Raw genomic sequence first — 19,690 nt, forward strand, 5'->3', positions numbered from 1 at the left:
ATTTATCTTTGATACTCGTCTATGATGTCTTTTTTACTGCCAGTAGTGAAAAGCACATGCAAATTGTTGATAAAGCTTCCGCGCTGAAGACTCCGCCTTTTCTACGTTTGGCGTTTCGCCCATTTTTCCTCGCCGCAGCGCTGTTCTCCGTTATCGCCATGTTAATCTGGGCTGGGTTTTGGTCTGGCTTTGTACTGTTCCCTTTGTACGGAAACCCCGTGTGGTGGCACAGTCATGAAATGCTGTTTGGGTTTACCGGTGCGGTGATTGTTGGGTTTCTGCTGACGGCAGTACAAAACTGGACGGGTATACCTGGTATCAGTGGCTGGAAACTGGGCCTGGTATTTGCGGTATGGTTGATAGCAAGAGCCGCGCTGCTCGTGATGACACCTCATCTTGCCTGGCTGATACTTGATCAACTTTGGCTGTTGATGGCCCTGGTGTTTCTGGCGATACCAATCGTTCGGAATCGACAGTGGCGGAACGTATTTTTTCTGCCCGTGCTGCTTCTGTTGCTGTTTTTGAATGCGCGCATGCATGGCATTGTTCTGGGCTGGAGTTATATTCCGCTGCGCACTGTGGCATTGCAGACAAGCTTGTTAATTGCTGTGCTGATGACCGTCATGGGCGGCCGTGTGATTCCATTTTTCACGGCGCGGGGCACACAAACGGAGCCTATTACACGCTTGCCCTGGTGTGAACATTTAGCATTATGGCCCATGTGGGCTGTTTTCCTGTCATTGCTGCTTATCTCACCGGATTGGCCCTCAATGTGGTTTGGCGGACTCTGTTTGTTTGCTGCACTGGCACAAATTCCGCGTGTGGTGCGTTGGCGAACAGTCAGCACGTTCAGAATTCCACTGTTGTGGATGCTCCATTTCGCCTATTACGCTATTGTTTTGGGTATGTTTTTGTTCGGCGTCAGTCAGATTTACCCGCAGCATGTACCGTACAGTATTGCACTGCATGTATTCACCGTTGGTGGCGTGGGCGGCATGATACTGGCAATGATAGTCAGAGTCTCTTTGGGCCATACCGGCAGGACATTACAGACGGGGAAAATGGTTCTGGTTGCTTTTGTCTCTTTGGTCATAGCTTGGTTGGTCAGAACGTTACTGATTGTTGTACTTCCTGAGTTAACCCAGTACGGCTATATACTCTCAGCATGCCTCTGGGCTGTGGCTTTTGGGATATTTTGTGTTGTGTTCTGGCCGGTACTCACTCAGGCTCGGGTTGACGGGCATCCGGGCTAGGGGTTGAATTCTCAATGACAGGCTGTCAAAGAGTCGCTAGAATGGCCTCCCTTTGAAATGTGTACAGGATTCGTTATGTTTGGTGATTCGTCAATTTCTTTAACTCACGAAGAACAACAAGAAGCGGCAGAGCGAATTCATGCGCTGATGGCACAAGGCATCAGTAGTGGAGAAGCGATAAAACTTGTGGCTGAGCAGATCCGCCAAAACAAAAGCGCGGAAGAGAGCAGCAAGTAACAATTACAGACATAGAACAGAAAGGGCTTTGCATCGTGCAAAGCCCTTTTGCTTTACTGGTGACGGTTCGCTTAATCTTGATCGTAGATAGTCGGGATTGGCTGTCGCTTATGCTGAGTGGCTTTATAAATACCGATCAGCTTTTCCTTCACGGAATCACTGACTGCTTTGCCTTCAAGAAAATCATCGATTTCATCGTAAGTCAGCTGCAGTGCCTCTTCGTCTGTCTTTTGAGGTGTCAGGCATTCAAGATCCGCAGTTGGTACTTTGTGCACAAGCTCTTGAGGTGCACCCAGGAAATCAGCAAGCTGTCGTACCTGACGTTTACTCAGACCAAACAATGGGGCCAGGTCGCAAGCGCCGTCGCCCCACTTGGTATAAAAGCCGGTAATGTTTTCAGCTGAATGGTCGGTCCCCAAAACAAGCCCTCCGACCAAACCGGCGATTTCATATTGTGCCACCATGCGGGTACGAGCTTTCACATTTCCCTTAACGAAATCGACTTTACCCTCATCCTGCGGAATCAGGCCGGTTCCGCTCAGTGCATCCAGTGTGGCTGAATGAGTACCATCGACGCCAGGTTTCACATTCACCGACACTGAATGCGTAGGGCGGATGAATTGCAATGCTAACTGGGCTTCATCTTCATCCTGTTGCTGGCCATAGGGTAAACGGACCGCAATGAACTGATAGTCTTCAGATGCTGACTCTGCGTTCAGACCGTCTACTGCTAATTGAGCCAACCGGCCACAGGTAGTGGAGTCGACTCCACCACTGATACCCAGTACTAAAGCTTTGCAATACGCTTGTTTTAGCTTGTTTTGAATAAAAGCAACGCGACGCTGAACTTCAAACTCAGCGTCTATTACTGGGAGTACCTGCATTTCTGCACGGATAAGCTGTTCCATGACATGAATCCTCTGTGCTTTGACCAATTTCTGGACACTCAATACCGAATACTGGTTAAAGCAGTAAAATGTATTAAACCTTTGACGAAATCATGCGATAACTCTTACGTTGGATCAATGCTGATTGGGAAAGAAATTGGTATTTTTATTTTGTTCAGAGGGGAAAGAGGCAGCAAGCGTATGACAAAAAAGATCGCAGTATTTGGCAGTGCATTTAATCCCCCCAGTTTGGGACATAAATCTGTGCTGGAACGGCTATCCCATTTTGATCAGGTTTTACTGGTTCCCAGTTATTCCCATGCCTGGAGAAAAGTCATGCTTAATTATGACTCTCGTTGCATGATGGTTGCTGCTTTTATCGCGGATTTAAATCTTCCGCATTTATCTCTTTGTCGGATTGAGGAAGCAATCTCACAAAATGATAAACCAGTAACGACTTATGATGTCATGTGCTCTCTACAAAATGAACACCCAAATGCAGAGCTGACTTTTGTGATTGGTCCTGATAATTTTTTAAATTTTTCAAAGTTTTATCGCGCTGAAGATATTTTAAGTCATTGGCAGCTTCTGAGTTGCCCAGAAACGGTTCCCATTCGGAGTACTGACATTCGTGATAATATTGTCAAAAACAGGCCAATTTCACATTTAACCACCCCGGGTGTCGCTAGAATATTAAAGTCAGAGCATTTTTATGTCGCTAATGGTGGTTAAAAATAAACCAGTCAGTTTTTCTGTCGCCTATCAGTCTAAAGTTGGTTAATTTTATTAAGGGTGTTTCGTGAATCGGGTTCTTCGAAAATTACAGGTTGCTCTTTTGCAGATCGGGCTGTTGTGTTTTTCGTATTCTGCATTCGCTTTACCTTGTCACTTCTATAGTCAGAAGCAGCTTAAAAGTTTGTCGGAAGACGACAGAGGGGCTTACCTGCTGACCTGTTTCCAACCTCTGACGGTGGGAAAAGGGGGGGCTTATTCCACTCAGGCTCTGCCGCCAGTCGAAGACAGTATGCGCTGGGATGAAGCTGAAAAATATCATGACAAAGACACATCTTTCTGGGATGACTGGCAGACGAAGTCCAGTGGTCCAATGCTGAAAGATAACTCGTCGTCCGCTTTTTATGGCTTGGGTTTATGGCTTCCCAAGAAATATGAAAGTTTGGACATTATGACGTTGCAAGATGCCAAAGAATGGGTCATGAAACACGGTGTCATGATGAGTTTTGGCCTTGGTTCAGACGATGGTCAGTCGACCAAGTACCGGATTGATTACATGTGGCACGAAGATGAGCAGGATGGCGTCATGCTGCAGGTCGATATTCCACTGAAATAACAGTCGTTCTAATACTCGCCCGACGCTCTGTAACCCGCTACCTGTAAAGGTAGCTGGGTGTTATTTGTGAGGTTAAGCCGAAGTATCAGAATTGATAGTCTGCGAGAGTTTGGCCAAGTGCTTGTAAATGGTCTAATTGGCACTCAAGTTCACTGGCTATTTGTGATGCATTTCTTCCTGAACGGGATAGCCTGATGGCTTCACGAACGATCAGGCAGGCCTCAAGCTCATGTACACTCATCCCCAGAACAGCCTCTACTGCTGATAGGTGTTCATCAGCTGCTGGCGATTGTCTATCGAGCAGCTTTTTCAGTACAGACTGTTGTTTGGCTGAGAGTGCAGGACAGAGCTGTTGCGTTGTCGGTGAAAACTTCGCCGCTTGATCAACAATGACTGCGAGTATCCGTCCTGTAGGACTATGATTGGTTTGAGACTGCTCTTTCGTTTGGCTCAGCTCGTGCAGCAAAGCATTCAGAAGAGGGGTAAGCGTTACAAAGCCTGCTTGCTGACATAGCGGTTGCTGAAGGCGGGCAGAGAAATGAATCATGTGATAATGGCAACCCGGTAATACGGTTAAAGCATGAAGGCACTCAAAAGGTACCCAAAATCCGTGACCTGTGGTTAATACGAACTCATGTTTACCCAGTCGAAGCAGGGCGACACCTGTATTGACAGTAATCAGGTACGCGGTAACATTTTTTCTGCGCGAGCCTACGGCAAGCAGGGACTGTTCAACCTTTGTATATTCAATTGCCTGGTTCATGTTGTTCCTCTGAGTCAAAGCCCGCACATAGTGTTCGGTTTTACCGCTGGGGTCAAGGCGCGCTGAGTTGGCTTAGGGATGAATGATGTTGATTGGTCAGACCTCCAACCATTAAACTGTTTGGGGTCGATCATTGGGTAATCCACCAAATCTGCGTAGAATGGCGCGGTTTTTAAATTAGATGAAGCAACATAGTGCAAACAGATAACGATATTTATAAAGAGATACGCCCCTACAACGACGATGAAGTCAGTGGGGCGATTCAACGTTTAATCAATGATGACGAATTCATCAATGCCATCCTGAACTACCGGTTTGCACAGTTATCGGGTGTGTTTGGCTGGCTGCTGCGTCCATTGATAAAACGTTTTCTTGTCCGTAAATGGTCAAGTGTTAAGACGGTAGAAGACGTTCAGCTGCAAGTGGCGAAATATATGGCCGCGACCATTGAACACTCTTGTGACGGTGTCACGCACTCTGGTTTAGACAAGCTGGACCCGAATCAAGCGTATCTGTTTATCTCGAATCACAGAGATATCGCCATGGATCCGGCTATGGTGAACTGGTGCCTTTATCACAATAACCTGAATACCGTCCGTATCGCGATTGGTGATAACCTTCTCAAGAAGCCTTGTGCGACCGAGCTGATGCGTTTAAACAAAAGCTTTATTGTGAAACGTTCGGTGAAAGCGCCACGTGAAATGATGAAAGCACTGGGCTTGCTGTCAGATTATATTGCCAACTCCATCGAGACAGGTCACTCGATCTGGATCGCTCAGAAAGAAGGCCGGGCGAAAGACGGAAACGACAAGACGGATCCGGCTTTGCTGAAAATGTTTTATATGGAAGGGCGTAAGCGAAAGCAGTCTTTTGCGGAGTTTATGACTCAGCTCAATATTGTGCCTGTGGCCATTTCTTACGAGAATGATCCCTGCGATTTAGCGAAGGCGAACGAACTGAATGCCAAGCAAACAACGGGTAGTTATGAGAAAAGCGAGTTTGAGGATATCGAAAGCATTGTACAGGGTATCGTCGGAGAAAAGCGACGAGTCCATGTGAGCTTTGGTGATGTGATTGATCAACCGTTTGACACTCCAGAGCAACTGGCTGAAGAAATTGACCGCCAGATTACGGATATTTATCACTTATTCCCCGCAAATTACATTGCTGCTGGCATTCAAGACGATTCTGTCACTGAGAGTGAAGAAGCGAAGTTTAATCGCAAGCTGGCGTCTCAACCGGCAGGCGTGGCCGAAATCATCAGAAAAATGTACGCTTTTCCTGCATTGAAAAAACAGGGATAAACCGGCATCTTTTCTTATCTGGGGCTGTGGCTCAGAACTTTCCGTCCTCATCTGAGGCATTTAATGTTCTGACCACAGTTTCGGGCGAAATCACTTCAACCCGGCTGTTCGACCCGGATGTTGCAGGGTCGCCATTACCCTGAGCAACCACCTGAATACGCTCTTCTTCGATACCAAAAACAGAGGCAATATAAATAGCCACACTGAACGCTCGTTCATACGATAACGCCATATTATCTTCTTCATTATCACTCTCTGAACTGTGACCAATAATGATGACGTTACTGTCAGGGTGCTGACGAAGTCTGACCGCGATGGGATCAATTTTCAGCTGCTCGCTCTGTGAAATCTCAAAGCTTCCTTCGTTAAAAAAGACAGTTTCACTCACTTCAGGTATTTCTGTCAGAATTGCCTTTGGTGGCGGGGGTGGTTCAGCAACCTCTTCAACCGTTGCCGGCGCGCTGGTGACCGCCGGAGAGGGTTCTGCTTCTTCCTGAGTGGCGCAGCCAGCCATGAGCAATAAGCCTGACAAAAGTATAATGTGTAGATACTTTTCCCGAATATAAGCTGAAATCGTTAACATGGCCGCTCACCTGTAAGAACTACCTATAGGTGTAGAACAGTAAGCGAGGTTCCTCAACTGCACTTCTAAGACGTGGTCGCTCAGTCAGGGCTGCCGAGGCTGGAAAGGGTGGTTCGTCATCCATTCCGCCATAAAATCGATAAAGGCTCTTACTTTGGGGGCCAGGTATTTATGGCGGGGATAGACAGCGTACATTGGCAAGGCGAGTTCTGCCCGCCAATCCGCCAATACATGAGTCAGATGTTGATTGTCCAGCTCATCGTGGATCAGGTAGGTCGCCAGGTAAGCGATACCGGCTCCTGCTTTTGTGGCTTCCAAAACGGCCGGGGCGTTATTGATTCGATAACTACCTGTGACCCGGACTGATTCTTTTACGCCATCTTTTGAAAAGTCCCACTGAACATACTTTCGCTCCCGGCTTTCATAGGTGATGCAATTATGTTTACGTAAATCAGCGGGGGTTTTAGGGGCACCATGTGTAGCGATATAGTCAGGAGAAGCGACAACGATGAATTCACAATCGACCAGTTTTTTCGCAACCATGCCTTCAGGCGGGTGTTCGTGAATGGCGAGCCAGCAATCAAAGCCTTCTTCCAAAAGGTTCGGGCGATGGTCAAAAAGGCTGATTTCCAGTTCAAGCTCAGGGTGAGCCCGCTGAAAAGCGACCATTGCTGGGGTGATATTCGTGTTTCCAAAGGACTGCGCGACCCCTATTCGAAGTACACCTTTGATCTCATTTCTGTATCCGGCAACCATGGCTTCAGCTTCTTTTACCGTATCCAGCAATTGCTGACCAAATTCGGCGTATTGCAAGCCAATATCTGTGAGGGCAACAGTCCGTGTGCTGCGTTGAACTAATTGACAACCCAGGCGTTCTTCAAGGAAGCGAATTTGCTTGCTGACCTGTGATTTAGAAATGCCAAGGCGCTCAGCGGCACGTGTGAAGTTCTGTTCGTGGCTGACAGTGGCCAGGATCACCATTTGTTGCAAATTTTCTAACATCAAGGATTTACCTGTAATACTTCATACATAAATAAGAGATAAAATCGTCATATTCAGTCTCACTGTTTGCTAGTGTAAACAATCACAATTTGATCCGGTAGTTATGATCCAAGATTCATTGAAAAGAAGATTCATGTCTTCGCTCGCTCCAGTATTGCAGGTTTTCTGGTCGTTTCTTATTTTGGGGTTAGGCAGCTTTGGCGGTCCTGTTGCGCATATTGGCTATTTCCAGCGATCATTTGTGCAGAGAAAACAGTGGCTTTCAGACTCAGAGTTTTCTCAGGCTACGGCGTTATGCCAGTTCTTACCAGGGCCGGCAAGCAGCCAGTTAGGCATGTTTATTGGCTATCGTAAGGCCGGGTACATTGGCGCATTGGCTGCATTTATTGGCTTTACTTTTCCCTCAGCAGCTTTGTTGACCGTGCTTGCCATTCTGGAAAACCGTGACGTCCAGCCTGACTGGGTCTATCAGATTATTCAGGCTGCCAAACTGCTCGCCGTTGTGGTTGTGGCAGATGCTTTATTTAGCATGATTAAGAAAAATCTGATCGATGGACTGACCGTTTGCATTGCTGCAATGACTGCAATCAGTGTCTTTTTTACTTATGGCTTAATCGGCCAGTTGTTACCCATTTTGCTGGCTGCAGCCTTGGGAGTTATCCTGTCCTTCACACAGCAAGAGCCATCAGATAATACAGAACGTCCATCCTCTCTGGGAAAACCAAATGTGGTGATTCTTAGCGTCTTCCTGGTGCTTTTATTCGGCCTGCCATACTTGGCGGCTCTCTCTAAAGAATGGGCTGTGTTCAACAACTTTTATCAGGCGGGGAGTTTTGTTTTCGGAGGAGGGCACGTCGTTCTTCCCTTACTGGAACCTTTAGTTCAGCAATGGGTAGATGCGAACACATTTCTGAGTGCTTATGCCTCTGCACAGCTTGTTCCAGGGCCAATGTTTACCATGGCGAGCTATCTGGGTGCGGCATCCTTACCTGAAACGGCAATTTGGGGAAGCCTGCTGGCAACGCTGGCGATTTTCTTACCCGGCAGTTTGCTTCTTTTTGCTTTTTTGCCTGCGTGGCAATCATTGCTGCAACATCCGCGTTTACGTCTTGCGGTTAAGACAATCACAGCTTCCGTTGTTGGGTTGTTGGCGGCTGCCTGGGTCGATCCGGTGATCACATCTTCCATCACTCGCGGGTGGGATGTTTTGATCCTCGTTGTGGGGTTCGTGTTACTGAAAAGGCAAGTACCTGTGTGGTGTCTGGCGATGATATTGATTGGTTATAGCTTTGTTATTTAAGCTTTCCGCGAAATCAGTTTTTTGCCGTCATCAACTAGCGCACTATAACTTATTTATTGAAAGCAAAATTAAAGCACTGATACAAGTTTGATTGCACAGTGCTTTAATCGTCTTAAGTAAGCTAATCAGATTTGGATCACCAAGGCATGGTTCTTGATTTTAAGCTCTGGTCTGGCTGTTTTCAGAAGCGATTGTTTAAAGTCGTCTTCCTGGAGTTTGTAGACAGGTATCTTCAAAAGGTACTGTCCCACGATTTCAATTAATGGTGAAAGCACCTGGCTGCTGGCAAAAGGACCAAGTGTATTCGGGGTAATATCCAGAGATTCTACTTTCAGGTTATTCAGGTAAACAGCCCCTTCGCTTTTATCATAATAGGGGATAGCACTGAAGTTGACATTGATAGCGACCTTTTGCTGAGGCTGGCCTTTAATGCTGATATCTGCTTTAGATTTTGCTTCGAGATTTATACGATCTGAAGCCGAGCGACCAATGCCGACTTTGATGTCGTTGAACAGGACATGAGCCTGAACAAATCCGCCAAAACCCACTTTTTGCTCAACACGTGCCTGTTTATCAAGGTAATTCTGTACCTCTTGTTCCGTAATGCTATAGCTGGCACAGGAAGTCAGAAAAACGACTGAAGCGAGGAAACACAGTTTTCTGAATATCATGATCTCTTTACACTGCTCACTGAATGGGATAACCCAAATTATGGGTAAAATACGAATCTCTGCCAAGCAATTTGACAGTAAGGATTTTTGCTGTACCAGCAAGGGGAGATGTCAGAGCTTTGTCAAATGCCGTGAAAAAAACTAAAGCCTGGCACATTACCAGGCTTTAGCAGAGTAGAACCAGTTAGTTACGCTGTTTCAGAAAACAGCACTTCCAGGCTGTAATTTTCACGCTGAAGTGCATTTTTCAACTTATTGAGCGAGCTTACCTGCAGTTGACGAATACGTTCACGGGTCAGGCCCACTTCCTCTGCGACTTCCTGCAGTGTTTGTGCTTCGTAGCCAAGTAACCCAAAACGGCGACATAATATTTCTCTGTCCCGTTCATTCAGACTTTTCAGCATCGTGAGAGCTAATGCATGAATGTCAGATTGATCCATCGACGCATCCGGGGCTGTGATGTTGGTATCAGCAATAAATGCCGCGATGGAGTTTGAGTTGCTGTCGTCCGACAAAGACTGATCGATAGAAACCACAGGAGTGTCGTAGGACAATACTTCCGATATTTCATCAACAGACTTTTGCATTTTCTCAGCAACCTGCTCGTGAGTTGGCTCCTGATTACTGTTTTTCATCAGCTGCTTGTGCGTACGAAGTATCGTATTGATTTCCTTCGATACATGAACAGGCAACCGGATGGTTCTGGCCTGATTATGGATCGCACGTTCTATGGTTTGTTTTATCCACCATGTCGCGTATGTCGAAAAACGAAATCCACGTTCTGGATCAAACTTTTCGACCGCAGTGATTAAACCAATATTGCCCTCATCAATTAAGTCGCTAAGCTGCATCGTGCTGCCACGATACTTTTTAGCGATACTGACAACTAAACGCAAATTACTCTCAATCATGACAGATTTTGCGTGTGGGTCACCAGCAAGACTTTTACGACTGTATTGAACTTCTTCTTCTTTACTGAGTAATGATTTATGCGAGATTTCCTGCAAATACAAATGAATAACATCAGTATCAAAGCTACTTACTTCCTGTGTATTGACATCCATATCTGGTCCCCTCTACAAGGTTTGAGCAAGCTAACTAATTTTTCGTGTTTTTATTGCAGTACCAGAAAACACTAACACACAGATGTTACACAATCTATTCACAGGAAACACAAAGTTGCCATAAAGGTATACTTATTTGTTATTAGTGAATTGGAATTTCACGCCTTTAGTTCTTAAAAGGAATAATTAATATAAGTATCAATATTCAGGCCCTTTGTTGTTTGCAGCATGAGATACAAGATTCTTGATTTTTTATGAAATTTGATGCTTTATACGCTTTCATGCTCAGTGTGTTTTTAGTGGTTAATCTGACAAAATTACACGCGATTCACCTTTATTTTTTTATGGTTTTCATGGCAGCAAATTGAATGCTCATCACTTGAGGTAAAGATAAAAATGGAATTTCAGACACTTTTACTTTTTGCTCTTGCTTCAATCAGCCTTAACCTGGTACCAGGTCCAGATGTCATTTATATTGTGTCTAACGCAATGCGTGGGAAGATGCAATTAGGCATTCAAGCGGCTCTGGGGTTGGGAATAGGGTATTTGGTGCACACGATGGCAGCTGTGCTTGGGCTTTCAACGATTATACTCAGCTCTGCTTTTTTATTTAGCGTCATCAAATATTTAGGGGCAGCATACTTACTCTACTTGGGTATCTCGTCAATAAGAAACAGCATTCGCGGGAAGAGCCAGCTGACAGCTTCAGCACCTGTAAAGTCAACGTCCAATGTGTTTATGCAAGGTGTGATTGTCAGTGTCCTGAATCCTAAAGTTGCCTTGTTTTTTCTGTCCTTTCTGCCTCAGTTTATTGATGTCAATGCTGGCCAGGTTACCACGCAACTTTTAATTCTTGGCTTATTATTCAGTGTGTTAGCGACGTGTATCAATTTGCTTTATGCCATGTTAGGTAGCTTTGTTTTTGGTAATCCTAAAATGTCTGGTTACGCGAAAGCGATTGAAGGTGTCTCGGGCGGTTTGCTGGTTGCACTCAGTGCCAAAGTGGCACTGACGCAGCGTTAAAGAGTTCTGAACAAGAAGGTGGACAGATGTTGGTCAAAGAGTTCTGTGTGGTGCTGACGACTTTTTCAGATGACGAGGTGGGTGAAGCGATCATCCATTCTTTGCTGAACAAACATCTGGCTGCCTGTATTCAGGTGCAGAGTATCGACAGTTATTATCACTGGAAAGGCAAAGTCCAGGCCGATAAAGAAAAGTTAGTTGTCATTAAAACAACGCACGACAAGTATTCAGCTATCGAAGCCGATATTCTGGCGAATCATAACTATGAAACGCCGGAAATCATCTGTCTGCCAATTGTTGCCGGCTATCCGGACTATCTCGAATGGGTACGGGCAGAAACGCACGCTTAAACTGGTCAAGCTCACATCCCATTATAGTTGGGCCCGCTGCCACCTTCGGGTGGGGTCCATACGATATTCTGGGACGGATCTTTTATATCGCATGTTTTGCAATGAATGCAGTTCCCGGCATTGATCTGAAATCGTTTCTGGCCACCACTTTCCACAACTTCATAGACACCTGCCGGACAATATCGCTGGCTCGGCTCAGCATACTTATCCAGATGCACTTTTATGGGTAACTCTTTGTCTTGCAGGATTAAGTGGCAGGGCTGGTTTTCATCATGTTTCACCGTTGATAAAAAAACAGAGGAAGCCCTGTCAAAACTGAGTTTTCCATCCGGTTTAGGGTAGGACAACGGTTCGACCCTGTTGGTTGTATCCAGGGTTTGATAGTCCGGCGTATCATCCCGAAACGAGAACAGGCTTCGCTTCAGAACATTGAATTCTAATGTTGCGATAGCTCCGCCAAGGAATGTTCCTAAACGATGAACCTGAGAAGTGAAGTGACGAGCCTCAAATAACTCCTCTTTAAGCCACGAGTTGTCGAACAGTGCGTGATAATCGGGTGAGGTGTGCGAACGATGAGCGGCTAACTCCGAAAACACAGCCTCAGCCGCGAGCATGCCAGATTTCATTGCGGTATGAGAGCCTTTAATTTTTACACTGTTGAGTGTTCCTGCATCACACCCGATGAGTAATCCGCCCGGAAAACTTTGCTCCGGCAGGGCATGCAGCCCGCCTTTTGTAATTGCACGTGCTCCGTAAGAAAGTCGTTCCCCGCCATCCAGCATTGAGGCGAAAACCGGATGGTGTTTCATTTGCTGAAATTCATCAAAAGGGCTGAGATAAGGGTGCTGATAATTCAGATCCACCACAAGCCCGACAGACACAAGGTTCTCGCCAAGGTGGTACATAAAGCCCCCACCTGAGGTGTGAGTCTGGTTCAGTGGCCAGCCTGCAGTATGAACAACCAGCCCCTTCTGGTGTTGCTCTGTTGGAATTTCCCACAATTCTTTCAAACCAATGGCGTAATGTTGGGGGGGGTTATCTTTATCCAGCTCAAAGCGTTCGATGACGGCTTTTCCTAAATGTCCGCGCGAGCCTTCAGCAATCAGTGTATATTTTGCTTCAAGTATGATGCCTGGTTGAAATCCAGGTTTTTCATTGCCTTGCTTGTCACGTCCCATATCTGTCGTCATGACGCCAGCCACTGCGCCAGAGTTGTTAAAAAATAACTCGGCTGCAGCAAATCCCGGAAAAATAGAGACACCCAGTGCTTCAGCCTGTTGAGCCAACCAGCGGCATAATTCGCCCAGACTAATGATGAAATTCCCTTCATTGTGAAGGGGGGAAGGGACAAACGTTGAAGGGATGCAGAGCTGATTGTATTGATTGGATAACCAATAAACCTTATCGTCCTGAACCTGAGTATTCAGCGGTGCCCCGAGGATTTGCCAGTCCGGAAAGAGTTCATTTAATGATCTGGGTTCAAACAGGGCGCCGGAGACAATGTGTGAGCCAACTTCCGCCCCTTTTTCGATCACACAAACGGATAAGTCCTTCTCGCTTTTTTTCGCCAGTTGCATCAGACGACATGCCGCTGACAACCCCGCAGGCCCGGCTCCGACAATGACCACATCAAACGCCATGCTTTCTCTTTCCATGCCCCATGTCCCTTTTACTCAGACTATGAGTAACTTTAGTCCAGTTGACGTAAACGTAAACCCGAACCACACTCAATGCAAAAGGCATCGCTCGGTTTGTCAATGCCCGACTGGGTACTTGTCAATCAGTCATCTTGTCGTGCTTCTTCATTAACATATTGATTTGCAAGGAGGCGCTAGTGAAGATATTAGTCGCAATCAAAAGGGTCATAGACCCGTATGTGAAGATTCGTGTTCAATCCGACGGTTCAGGCGTCGAGCAGCATAATGTAAAAATGGCCATCAATCCTTTTTGCGAAATTGCCATCGAAGAAGCGGTTCGTATGAAAGAAGCCGGCCTGGCCAGTGACGTGGTTGTCGTTAGCGTGGGCGACACGAGTTGCCAGGAGCAACTCCGAACTGCGTTGGCACTTGGTGCAGACAGAGCAGTTCACATTGATGCGGATGCACAAACTGAACCGCTGAATATTGCACGCATTCTGCATGCCCTTGTAAAAAGTGAATCACCTGATCTGGTGATTATGGGCAAGCAATCAATTGATTCTGATAACAATCAAGTCGCTCAAATGTTGTCTGCCATATCTGGTTTTCCTCAGGGAACTTTTGCTTCAAAGATTGAAGTCGATAACGGTTTTATCAAGGTTACCCGAGAAGTTGATGGTGGTCTGGAAACGGTCAGGCTGCGGCTGCCTGCAGTCGTCAGTACAGATCTCCGGTTAAATGAGCCAAGATATGCCTCATTGCCCAATATCATGAAAGCAAAACAAAAACCGCTGGATGTTATTAGTTTAGATAGCCTTGGCGTGACGTTGTCACAAAATCAGGAAATACTGTCAGTCTCATCACCGCCTGTTCGCCAGGGGGGCACAAAAGTTGGTTCGGTCTCTGAATTGATTGATAAATTAAAGCATGAAGCCAAGGTGATCTCATGAGTGTACTTATCATTGCAGAACACGACAATCACACGCTGTCTCCTGAGACATCTAAGGTGATCACTGCGAGCCAGTCACTGGAAAGTGATTGTCAGGTTTTGATCGCTGGTCATCAATGCCGGGCTGTGGCAGAGCAGGTCGCTGGTATTGCGGGGGTAAGCCAAGTCCTGCTGGCTGACCATCCGGTCTACACGCATTGGTTAGCTGAAAACATCTCAGAACTGATCACCGAGGTAGCAGCTGATTATTCTCATTTACTCATGGCAGCAACGACAACCGGAAAAAATGTTTTACCGCGTGTAGCCGGTCTTCTGGGGGTTGGATTACTGGCCGATGTTATCAGCATTGAGTCTGCTGATACGGTCGTCCGGCCGATATATGCCGGGAATGCACTGGCTAAAGTGAAGTCACTTGATAGTAAAAAGCTGATGACTGTGCGGACTTCAGCATTTGCCCCTTCAGCAACAAGCGGGGGATCTGCCCTCATTGTCGAACTAGAAAAAGTGATTGAATCACCGAACTCCGAATACGTGTCCAGTGAAATGACACAAAGTAGCCGACCAGAATTGCCGGCTGCCCGCGTTGTAGTCTCCGGTGGCCGGGGTCTTGGAGATAAAGCACATTTTGCAATGTTAGAAGAGTTGGCGGATAAACTTGGTGGCGCAGTGGGGGCTTCCAGAGCCGCGGTCGATGCGGGTTTTGTATCAAACGATCTGCAAGTAGGTCAGACTGGTAAAATTGTTGCACCAGAGCTGTATATTGCGGTTGGCATTTCAGGCGCAATACAGCATTTAGCTGGGATGAAAGATGCAAAGGTGATTGTTGCAATCAATAAAGATCCTGATGCCCCAATTTTTGATGTGGCAGACTATGGACTCGTTGGTGATTTGTTCGAGATTCTACCTGAGCTCATCGAAAAACTTTAACAGGGGAAAGTAGAAGTGCGCCCAGACAGTCTGAGCGCATTTTTTATCGCATACGGAAAACGTCAGTTTGTTTATCGCTTTGCACTTCCGCAAAACTGCGAACAAACGGACCTTGTGCCAAAATGCGAGGCGACAAAGTTTGAATACGCTGCTTGGCTTCTTGCTTGGTAGCAAAATCGCCATAAATGACAGCGTACCAGCTCTTACCTAAACTGTGTTTCCAGTTCACCCAAATGGGATCTTGTCCTGGGATTTCCCGCAGATAGCCGCGAATATCTCGTTCCTCACTCAGGGCCAGTACCTGAATCGTGTAACGATTAGGGTCCAGATGGCCATAGGCTTCTTCTGTGGTCATTTTTCCGACACATTGCCCCGTGTGGTACTGCGGATCAGGCTGCAAAGCACAGCCACTGAGCACAGCCAGCGCTAAAATCATGATGATTCTTCGCATTTTCATTCTCCAATTCCAATCCCTGTCACCAACAGGCGGCCAGTTTAGCAATAAGATAAACTGACGATCGGATAAATCCCTAAATTAGCGTTGAGTTTGTTGTTTTTTAAAGCAATCTTGACAGAGATCTACAAATCTGTATCGCGATGCTTGCGATGACGCCAGACTAACACAGCACTGTATATAAAAACAGTTCTCATTGGTGGAGCCTTGCCAGAAAGCGAAGCGTTATTTATTTTCGCCCAATATTTCAATGTGCTATCGACACTCTGAATTTTTTCATCGCCATATCACGTGTTTTCTCTGTTCAGTACCTCCATTAATACTTATACTGTTTTTATATACAGTATTTATTGAGAGGTAGCTATGGCTGTATTACCTTTGTTTATTGAATCTGTTCGGTGCGGATTTCCCTCACCCGCTGAAGGACATGAAGAATCACTGGAACTGATGGATTATCTCATTCGTCATCCCAATGCCACTTTTGTACTGAAAGCGTCTGGCGATTCTATGACGGGGGCTGGCATCTATGATGGTGACTTACTGGTTGTCGACCGTGCTGAAGCCGTACTGCCAGGCCGAATTGTAATTGCTCGCATTTTCGATGAATTCACATGCAAGCGCCTTATCCGGCATCACAATAACTGGTGGTTAAAAGCGGAAAACCCGGCGATGAAACCATTTCCCATGCCAGAGGACTCGGAAATATTTGGCGTGGTGACACGCAATATTCATAACTTGCTGGAGCGTTCATGACTCAAACCGTATCTGGACATACGAATCAGATTTGGGCACTGGTTGACGTTCAAAGTTTTTATACTGCCTGCGAGCAATTATTTGACCCCAAGTTAGCAAACAAACCTGTTGTTGTGCTTTCAAACAACGACGGCTGTTGCGTTGCGATCAATACGCAAGCTAAGGCGATAGGGATAAAGCGCGGGGCAGTGTGGTACAAAATTGAACGAGAAGCGAAACGCGCGGGTGTCGAGGTACGCAGTTCAAATTACACCCTGTACGCTGATATGAGCCAGCGCTTTATTGACGAGCTGAGGCAATTCTCTCCTCAGGTTGAGCAGTATTCCATTGATGAAGCCTTCATTCGCTTAGATGGTTTGGCCACAGAAACCCTGACAAGCTATGGCAAAAGTATTGTCGACACAATCTATCAGAGGCTTGGTTTATCTGTTCGTGTTGGAATTGGCGCTTCACCGACACTGGCGAAACTTGCAAGCAACGGAGCAAAACGCTACGAAAACAGAGTACATGGCGTGCTTCATATCCAAACAGAGCGGCAAAGGCAGTGGTTACTGGAAAGAACCGATGTTCAGGAGGTTTGGGGCATTGGAACGCGATTGGCCACCCGGCTAAAAACCAGCGGCATCGCAACTGCGTGGCAATTGGCTAATCAGGAAATTGCACTCATGCGTCAACTCTGGAATGTAGGCCTGACTCGCACAGTCTTGGAGCTTCAAGGCGTCAGCTGTATTGATCCAGGAGATATTGAAGAAACCAAAAAACAGATACTTTCGACCCGGAGCTTTGGTGTCGGTATTACCGATCAGCAAGAATTACAGTCTGCACTAGCTTTCCACTGTCATCGTGCAGGTGAAAAATTACGCAAACAGGGGAGTCAAGCATCCTCTGTTGGTGTTTATATTCGAACAAATCGCTATAAACAGTTACCTCAACACAATAAAAGCAGTATGGAATCCTTGATTTGTCCAACTCAGGATACTCAAAAGCTGATCATTTCCGCACAAGCACAACTGGCCAAAATGTACCGTCCCGGCTATTCATACCAAAAGATTGGTGTCATGCTGAACGAACTGAGTCCTGTGAGCCAGAACAAACTTCAGCTAGATATGTTTAGCAAGGATGCACTGGAAGAAAGTAAGCGTCGTGATCTCATGCTCATATCAGACAGGCTCAATACGCGTTATAAAAATGGGCTGAAACCAGCATCCGTTATCGCAACCAGTAATTGGCACATGCGCCAAGCATTTCGCTCAAATCGATGGACCACAAGGCTGGATGAACTCCCAGTGGCTAGCTGCTAAAGGCCGTCACATTGGACAAAGTCGTCTACATTAATAGGGTTACGTTTTGACAATTGATTCGGAGCAAAAAAAATGATGAAGCCGTTCCTTTATATTGCCTTAGCGTTGATACCAGTTTCGGCTGCTATTGCAGAAATCACTGTGTCAGGTGAGAACATTGAAATCAACAAAGACTGCATTCGTATCGACAGTGACAACGTCAGTGTGCGCTCGGACGATTGTGATGACAAAAACAAAGTCAATAAAAACAACGATAACCGTAGTGTCCAGGGTAATGACAATCCAGGGAAAGGACATGATAAAGATAAGAAGAAAGATAAGGGAAAGTAAGCCACGGGTAGTTGCACAGCCTGATTTATTGGTAAGCATTTTCTAACCAGATCTCACAGCTTAGTGCGCATAACATAGATTATGTTAAATTGAGTGTTTGGGAGATATAAGAACTGACGCATTAACGTTCTTCTACTCCCTTCTCTATGGCGATCTGACTGACGAAAGCATGCCATTTAACCATAACGCTGATTTACCATAAAATAGGTAATTCACACTTGTCTTTAAGCTCTGCTGCAAATGTCAGTTTGCCTGGTGCTTCAATGCAACGTGGAATTACCTAATATGTTGAAAAGCTGGAACCTTCGGCAAATATCCTGAAAAATTAAGGCCATTTCGCCATATACATACTTTAATCACCATCTCCGGTAGCCTGGCATTCCTTTGCCAGCTTCAAAATCCCGGCGAGAATTATTGGCAACGGTTAGCCACTTAGCCACCGGCTAATTTCACCGTGTGTCCTTTTTTCTCCAGTGTGGTTTTGATCAGATCGCGTTTATCACCCTGAATCTCGATGGTTCCATCTTTTACAGAGCCTCCGCAGCCGCAGACTTTTTTCAACTCGGCGGCCAATAGCTTCAGCTCAGCATCGGTAACATCCAGCCCGGTAACAATACAGACGCCCTTTCCTTTACGTCCTTTGGTCTGGCGTTGAATTCGAACCACGCCGTCACCTTTTGGACGCTCTGAGACTGTTTTCTCTTCTTTAATTCTGCCTGTATCTGTTGAATAAACTAATCGGCTGTTATCACTCATGAAATCGACCCCAATTACTGCTTGAAAGTGTGACCTGGCCTTCAGGTTGAATATAGAGGCTTGCGGCCAGACTAAGTCCGAATATTATCAATAAATAGGCCTCTAACGGAAATGCATATGATTCATAACGTAGTTTTTGACTTTGGTGCTGTGCTGTTTGATTGGAACCCGCACAAAATCGTCTCTACTTTCACTCAGTCTACATACGAACAGGACATACTGCTCACACATGTGCTTCAGCACTCTGACTGGTTGGCTTTGGATCGCGGTACGATGCTGATGGCTGAAGTCATCCCTAAATTTGCTGCTCGTACCGGTTTTCCGGAAGCAAGGATGGAAGATTTCATCGATCACATTCAAAACAGTCTGACAGTGATCGAAGCGTCGAAAAATCTGCTTGAAGACTTATTAGAGCAGGATTTCAAACTGTACTACCTCACAAATATGAGCAGTGCATTTTTCGATACACTGAATGACAAGCATGATTTCATCTCATTATTTCATGGTGGTCTGGTGTCTGCCAAAGAGTTATTAATGAAGCCAGAACCTGAAATATTCCAATCACTTATGATAAAGTATGGCCTTAGTCCGGAAGATACGTATTTTATCGATGACAATGAAGACAATGTGCTTACGGCCCGAAAGCTGGGTATAACGGCGATTCGTTTTTCATCAACACCAGCTTGTTATCAACAGATTCGCTCAGCATTGAGACTTAAGGTGGATTAGCTGAACCTATGCTTACCACAGTAAACCTTTAACTTTGAGCTGAAAAAACATGCGTAACTTATGTTTATA

23 protein-coding genes are annotated in these 19,690 nt (G+C 45.9%); 14 read left to right on the forward strand and 9 right to left on the reverse strand.

What is annotated here, in order from left to right; genetic code table 11:
* The first annotated feature begins 56 nt into the window (after positions 1–56).
* Together LN341_RS20350 and LN341_RS20355 are read left to right on the forward strand one after the other, a co-directional pair.
* Complete coding sequence (locus LN341_RS20350; protein WP_234205521.1) at positions 57–1,253, forward strand: NnrS family protein; 1,197 nt, start codon at positions 57–59, stop codon at positions 1,251–1,253.
* A gap of 75 nt (positions 1,254–1,328) precedes the next feature.
* Positions 1,329–1,490 carry a YoaH family protein gene (locus LN341_RS20355; protein ID WP_082095755.1) on the forward strand — a complete coding sequence of 54 codons (162 nt, stop codon included), beginning with the start codon at positions 1,329–1,331 and terminating at the stop codon, positions 1,488–1,490.
* Between the two features lie 71 nt (positions 1,491–1,561).
* Here the strand turns inward: LN341_RS20355 and nadE are convergent, their stop codons facing one another.
* On the reverse strand, positions 1,562–2,398 hold the full coding sequence (gene nadE / locus LN341_RS20360) for an ammonia-dependent NAD(+) synthetase (RefSeq protein WP_234205525.1): 837 nt from the start codon (positions 2,396–2,398) through the stop codon (positions 1,562–1,564).
* 180 nt (positions 2,399–2,578) lie between these two features.
* Between nadE and LN341_RS20365 the strand changes: the two genes are divergently transcribed.
* Positions 2,579–3,109 carry a nicotinate-nicotinamide nucleotide adenylyltransferase gene (locus LN341_RS20365; RefSeq protein WP_046220935.1) on the forward strand — a complete coding sequence of 177 codons (531 nt, stop codon included), beginning with the start codon at positions 2,579–2,581 and terminating at the stop codon, positions 3,107–3,109.
* A gap of 67 nt (positions 3,110–3,176) precedes the next feature.
* Complete coding sequence (locus LN341_RS20370; RefSeq protein WP_234205527.1) at positions 3,177–3,725, forward strand: hypothetical protein; 549 nt, start codon at positions 3,177–3,179, stop codon at positions 3,723–3,725.
* Between the two features lie 85 nt (positions 3,726–3,810).
* Here the strand turns inward: LN341_RS20370 and LN341_RS20375 are convergent, their stop codons facing one another.
* The gene (locus LN341_RS20375; RefSeq protein WP_234205530.1) at positions 3,811–4,488 is read right to left on the reverse strand and encodes an AraC family ligand binding domain-containing protein; all 678 of its coding nucleotides are present in this window, start codon (positions 4,486–4,488) and stop codon (positions 3,811–3,813) included.
* Between the two features lie 194 nt (positions 4,489–4,682).
* Here LN341_RS20375 and LN341_RS20380 point away from each other — a divergent pair, with 194 nt between their 5' ends.
* Complete coding sequence (locus tag LN341_RS20380; protein ID WP_234205531.1) at positions 4,683–5,792, forward strand: 1-acyl-sn-glycerol-3-phosphate acyltransferase; 1,110 nt, start codon at positions 4,683–4,685, stop codon at positions 5,790–5,792.
* A 31-nt stretch (positions 5,793–5,823) separates the two neighbouring features.
* On the opposite strand, the gene LN341_RS20385 is transcribed toward LN341_RS20380, so the two are convergent.
* A complete protein-coding gene (locus tag LN341_RS20385) occupies positions 5,824–6,375 on the reverse strand; it encodes an OmpA family protein (RefSeq protein ID WP_082095756.1) in 552 nt (183 codons plus the stop codon).
* A gap of 84 nt (positions 6,376–6,459) precedes the next feature.
* Positions 6,460–7,377, reverse strand: a complete 918-nt coding sequence (locus tag LN341_RS20390) for a LysR family transcriptional regulator (protein ID WP_234205533.1) — start codon at positions 7,375–7,377, stop codon at positions 6,460–6,462.
* A gap of 133 nt (positions 7,378–7,510) precedes the next feature.
* On the opposite strand from LN341_RS20390, the gene chrA reads away from it, so the two are divergent.
* Entirely contained in the window at positions 7,511–8,677 is a 1,167-nt protein-coding gene (gene chrA, locus LN341_RS20395) for a chromate efflux transporter (protein ID WP_234205535.1), read from the forward strand.
* 125 nt (positions 8,678–8,802) lie between these two features.
* Here the strand turns inward: chrA and LN341_RS20400 are convergent, their stop codons facing one another.
* Complete coding sequence (locus tag LN341_RS20400; RefSeq protein WP_046220858.1) at positions 8,803–9,348, reverse strand: DUF1439 domain-containing protein; 546 nt, start codon at positions 9,346–9,348, stop codon at positions 8,803–8,805.
* A gap of 188 nt (positions 9,349–9,536) precedes the next feature.
* Positions 9,537–10,412 (reverse strand): RNA polymerase sigma factor RpoS, encoded by an 876-nt coding sequence (gene rpoS, locus LN341_RS20405; RefSeq protein ID WP_052729984.1) that lies wholly within the window; start codon positions 10,410–10,412, stop codon positions 9,537–9,539.
* A 396-nt stretch (positions 10,413–10,808) separates the two neighbouring features.
* Here rpoS and LN341_RS20410 point away from each other — a divergent pair, with 396 nt between their 5' ends.
* Together LN341_RS20410 and cutA are read left to right on the forward strand one after the other, a co-directional pair.
* A complete protein-coding gene (locus tag LN341_RS20410; RefSeq protein WP_046220859.1) occupies positions 10,809–11,435 on the forward strand; it encodes a LysE family translocator in 627 nt (208 codons plus the stop codon).
* Between the two features lie 26 nt (positions 11,436–11,461).
* Entirely contained in the window at positions 11,462–11,785 is a 324-nt protein-coding gene (gene cutA / locus LN341_RS20415) for a divalent-cation tolerance protein CutA (protein WP_046220860.1), read from the forward strand.
* A gap of 11 nt (positions 11,786–11,796) precedes the next feature.
* Here the strand turns inward: cutA and LN341_RS20420 are convergent, their stop codons facing one another.
* Positions 11,797–13,440 carry an electron transfer flavoprotein-ubiquinone oxidoreductase gene (locus tag LN341_RS20420; protein ID WP_234205537.1) on the reverse strand — a complete coding sequence of 548 codons (1,644 nt, stop codon included), beginning with the start codon at positions 13,438–13,440 and terminating at the stop codon, positions 11,797–11,799.
* Positions 13,441–13,619: 179 nt separating this feature from the next.
* Between LN341_RS20420 and LN341_RS20425 the strand changes: the two genes are divergently transcribed.
* Together LN341_RS20425 and LN341_RS20430 are read left to right on the forward strand one after the other, a co-directional pair.
* A complete protein-coding gene (locus LN341_RS20425) occupies positions 13,620–14,372 on the forward strand; it encodes an electron transfer flavoprotein subunit beta/FixA family protein (protein WP_234205539.1) in 753 nt (250 codons plus the stop codon).
* Entirely contained in the window at positions 14,369–15,298 is a 930-nt protein-coding gene (locus LN341_RS20430; RefSeq protein ID WP_234205542.1) for an electron transfer flavoprotein subunit alpha/FixB family protein, read from the forward strand. The genes LN341_RS20425 and LN341_RS20430 overlap by 4 nt, the downstream gene beginning before the upstream one ends.
* Before the next feature lie 43 nt (positions 15,299–15,341).
* Here the strand turns inward: LN341_RS20430 and LN341_RS20435 are convergent, their stop codons facing one another.
* Entirely contained in the window at positions 15,342–15,749 is a 408-nt protein-coding gene (locus LN341_RS20435; RefSeq protein ID WP_046220939.1) for an SPOR domain-containing protein, read from the reverse strand.
* Between the two features lie 366 nt (positions 15,750–16,115).
* On the opposite strand from LN341_RS20435, the gene LN341_RS20440 reads away from it, so the two are divergent.
* The 3 genes from LN341_RS20440 (at position 16,116) to LN341_RS20450 (ending at position 18,136) form a co-directional block, all read left to right on the forward strand.
* Complete coding sequence (locus tag LN341_RS20440) at positions 16,116–16,505, forward strand: LexA family transcriptional regulator (protein WP_046220864.1); 390 nt, start codon at positions 16,116–16,118, stop codon at positions 16,503–16,505.
* Positions 16,502–17,806, forward strand: a complete 1,305-nt coding sequence (locus LN341_RS20445) for a Y-family DNA polymerase (RefSeq protein ID WP_234205544.1) — start codon at positions 16,502–16,504, stop codon at positions 17,804–17,806. The genes LN341_RS20440 and LN341_RS20445 overlap by 4 nt, the downstream gene beginning before the upstream one ends.
* A gap of 72 nt (positions 17,807–17,878) precedes the next feature.
* The gene (locus LN341_RS20450; RefSeq protein WP_234205546.1) at positions 17,879–18,136 is read left to right on the forward strand and encodes a CG2 omega domain protein; all 258 of its coding nucleotides are present in this window, start codon (positions 17,879–17,881) and stop codon (positions 18,134–18,136) included.
* Between the two features lie 432 nt (positions 18,137–18,568).
* Here the strand turns inward: LN341_RS20450 and yciH are convergent, their stop codons facing one another.
* Positions 18,569–18,892: a stress response translation initiation inhibitor YciH gene (gene yciH / locus LN341_RS20455; RefSeq protein WP_046220866.1), complete on the reverse strand. Its 324-nt coding sequence runs from the start codon at positions 18,890–18,892 to the stop codon at positions 18,569–18,571.
* A gap of 117 nt (positions 18,893–19,009) precedes the next feature.
* Here yciH and LN341_RS20460 point away from each other — a divergent pair, with 117 nt between their 5' ends.
* Complete coding sequence (locus tag LN341_RS20460; RefSeq protein WP_046220867.1) at positions 19,010–19,621, forward strand: HAD family phosphatase; 612 nt, start codon at positions 19,010–19,012, stop codon at positions 19,619–19,621.
* The last annotated feature ends 69 nt before the right edge of the window (positions 19,622–19,690 follow it).

The organism is Photobacterium sp. TLY01 (genome assembly GCF_021432065.1).
In the GTDB taxonomy this organism is placed as follows: domain Bacteria; phylum Pseudomonadota; class Gammaproteobacteria; order Enterobacterales; family Vibrionaceae; genus Photobacterium; species Photobacterium halotolerans_A.